The sequence below is a fragment of the Streptomyces sp. YS-3 genome (genome assembly GCF_045257485.1).
Taxonomy (GTDB): Bacteria; Actinomycetota; Actinomycetes; order Streptomycetales; family Streptomycetaceae; genus Streptomyces.
Genome location: NZ_JBJHPC010000806.1, coordinates 1 through 2,540, shown reverse-complemented (window position 1 = coordinate 2,540; position 2,540 = coordinate 1). Strand labels below are relative to the sequence as shown.

Genomic DNA, 2,540 nt, shown 5'->3' with positions numbered 1-2,540 from the left:
CGCCACCCGGGCCCGTCTCCCCGCCGCCAGCACCCAGGCGCTCGTCGTCACCGGCGAGGGAGCCGACGCCAGCCGGTCCACCGCCGTCCTCTACACCCGCGACCCGGTGAAGGGCTGGCTCCCCGCGGCCGGCCCCTGGCCCGCCCGCAACGCGGCGCGCGGCTGGACCGGCGAACACCGTGCGGGCGATCTGCGCTCGCCCGTCGGGGTGTTCGGCCTGACCGACGCGGGCGGCAGGCTCGCCGACCCCGGCACCCGGCTGCCGTACGACCGCACCTCGGCCTTCACCGCGCGCGGCACCGGCGTCGAGGGCGAATCCCTCGACGGGTCCTTCGACTACGTGGTGGCGGTCAACTACAACCGCCGGCCCGGCACCACCCCGCTGGACTGGACCCGTCCGCTCGGCGCCGGACGGGGCGGCGGGATCTGGCTCCACGTCGACCACGGCGGGCCGACGCACGGCTGTGTGGCGCTGCCCAGGGAGCGGATGCGGCAGCTGCTGCGCGCCCTGGACCCGGCGCGCACTCCGGTGGTCGTGATGGGGGACGCGGCGGCCCTGGCCCGCTGAGCCCGTCCCCGGGTCAGTCGTCGGCCGGGCCCACCGGGTCCGGCGACGGCGGGCCGCACGGGCGGCTGGTGCTCTGCCGGTTCGCCTCGCGGACCTTGGCCAGGAGCTCCTCGCGGCGGCGTTCTTCCTCCGCCTGCTGCTGGTCGGTACTCCTCGTCACTGCGGGCACCCCCTCAGTACGTACTCCATGTGCGCAGCGTGCGCGCCCAGGACGCGGCCCGCAACCCGGGGAGGGCAGCGGAAAGGCCCGGAACCAGGGGCTCCCGTCGGCTCCTGGGAGCGCGGGGGCGGGGTTCCGGGCCTTTCACGCGCGCGTTACGCCGGCTTCTCCTCCAGACGCGGGAACAGCACCGCGCCCTTCGTCACCGTCGCGCCGACCGGCAGCCGGCCCCAGTCGCCCGCGTCCTGCACCCGCTGGTCGGCCAGCGCGCCCAGACCGGCCGCCTCGGCGCCCAGCGACTCCCACAGCTTCTGCGAGGTGTCGGGCATGACCGGGTTCAGCAGGACCGCGACCGCGCGCAGCGCCTCGGCGGCGGTGTAGAGGATGGTCGCCAGGCGCGCCCGGCCCTCCTCCGACTCGTCCTTGGCCACCTTCCACGGCTCCTGCTCCGTGATGTAGCCGTTGACCTGCTTCACGAAGTCGAAGACGGCCAGGATGCCGCCCTGGAAGTCCAGCTCCTCGCCGATCTTCCGGTCCGCCACGGTCACGGCCTTCACCAGACCGTCGGCGATCGCCTGCTCGGCCTCGCCGGCGGCGGTCGCCGCGGGCAGCGTGCCCCCGAAGTACTTGCCGACCATGGCCGCAACGCGCGAGGCGAGGTTGCCGTAGTCGTTGGCGAGCTCCGAGGTGTACCGGGCGGTGAAGTCCTCCCAGGAGAACGAGCCGTCCTGGCCGAAGGCGATGGCGCGCAGGAAGTACCAGCGGTAGGCGTCCACGCCGAAGTGCGAGGTCAGATCCTGCGGCTTGATGCCGGTGAGGCTCGACTTGGACATCTTCTCGCCGCCGACCATCAGCCAGCCGTGCCCGAAGACCTGGCCGGGCACGGGCAGGCCGTTGGCCATCAGCATCGCGGGCCAGATGACCGCGTGGAAGCGGAGGATGTCCTTTCCGACCAGGTGCACGTTGGCCGGGAAGGTCTGCTCGAACTTCTCCTGGTTGGCGCCGTAGCCGACGGCCGTGGCGTAGTTCAGGAGGGCGTCGACCCACACGTAGATGACGTGCTTGTCGTCCCACGGGATCGGGACGCCCCAGTCGAAGGCCGACCGGGAGATCGACAGGTCCTGCAGGCCCTGCTTCACGAAGTTCAGGACCTCGTTGCGGGCCGACTCGGGCTGGATGAAGCCCGGGTTCGCCTCGTAGAACTCCAGGAGCTTCGGGCCGTACTCGGACAGCTTGAAGAAGTAGTTCTCCTCCTTGAGGATCTCCACCGGCTTCTTGTGGACGGGGCACAGCTTGGTGCCGTCCTCGGCCTCGATGAGGTCCCCGGGGAGCTTGTACTCCTCGCAGCCCACGCAGTACGGGCCCTCGTAGCCGCCCTTGTAGATCTCGCCCTTGTCGTACAGGTCCTGCACGAACTCCTGCACCCGGTCGGTGTGCCGCTTCTCCGTCGTCCGGATGAAGTCGTCGTTCGCGATCTCCAGGTGCTCCCAGAGGGGCTTCCAGGCCTCCTCGACGAGCTTGTCGCACCACTCCTGCGGGGTGACCCCGTTCGCGTCGGCCGTGCGCATGATCTTCTGACCGTGCTCGTCCGTGCCGGTGAGGTACCACACCTTCTCGCCGCGCTGACGGTGCCAGCGCGTGAGCACGTCGCCTGCGACGGTCGTGTAGGCGTGGCCCAGGTGAGGAGCGTCGTTGACGTAGTAGATGGGGGTCGATACGTAGAAGGACTTCACGTCGTTCGCCCCCTGCTTCTCGGATCCAGTGGCCGCCATGGTCGAAATCCTAACGGCCACGGGGAGATCCAMTCACCCG

General features: G+C 70.9%; 3 protein-coding genes. 1 reads left to right on the top strand and 2 read right to left on the bottom strand.

Translation table 11 applies throughout. The features are described 5' to 3' along the window. Nucleotides 1-568: L,D-transpeptidase family protein (locus ACJA3G_RS34990; protein ID WP_406557057.1), on the top strand; the 568-nt coding region annotated here is incomplete at its 5' end. A gap of 13 nt (nt 569-581) precedes the next feature. Here ACJA3G_RS34990 and ACJA3G_RS34985 read toward each other — a convergent pair. Continuing rightward, complete coding sequence (locus ACJA3G_RS34985) at nt 582-728, bottom strand: hypothetical protein (protein WP_406557056.1); 147 nt, start codon at nt 726-728, stop codon at nt 582-584. A 155-nt stretch (nt 729-883) separates the two neighbouring features. Then, a complete protein-coding gene (gene metG / locus ACJA3G_RS34980; RefSeq protein WP_406557055.1) occupies nt 884-2,500 on the bottom strand; it encodes a methionine--tRNA ligase in 1,617 nt (538 codons plus the stop codon). Nucleotides 2,501-2,540: the final 40 nt, after the last annotated feature.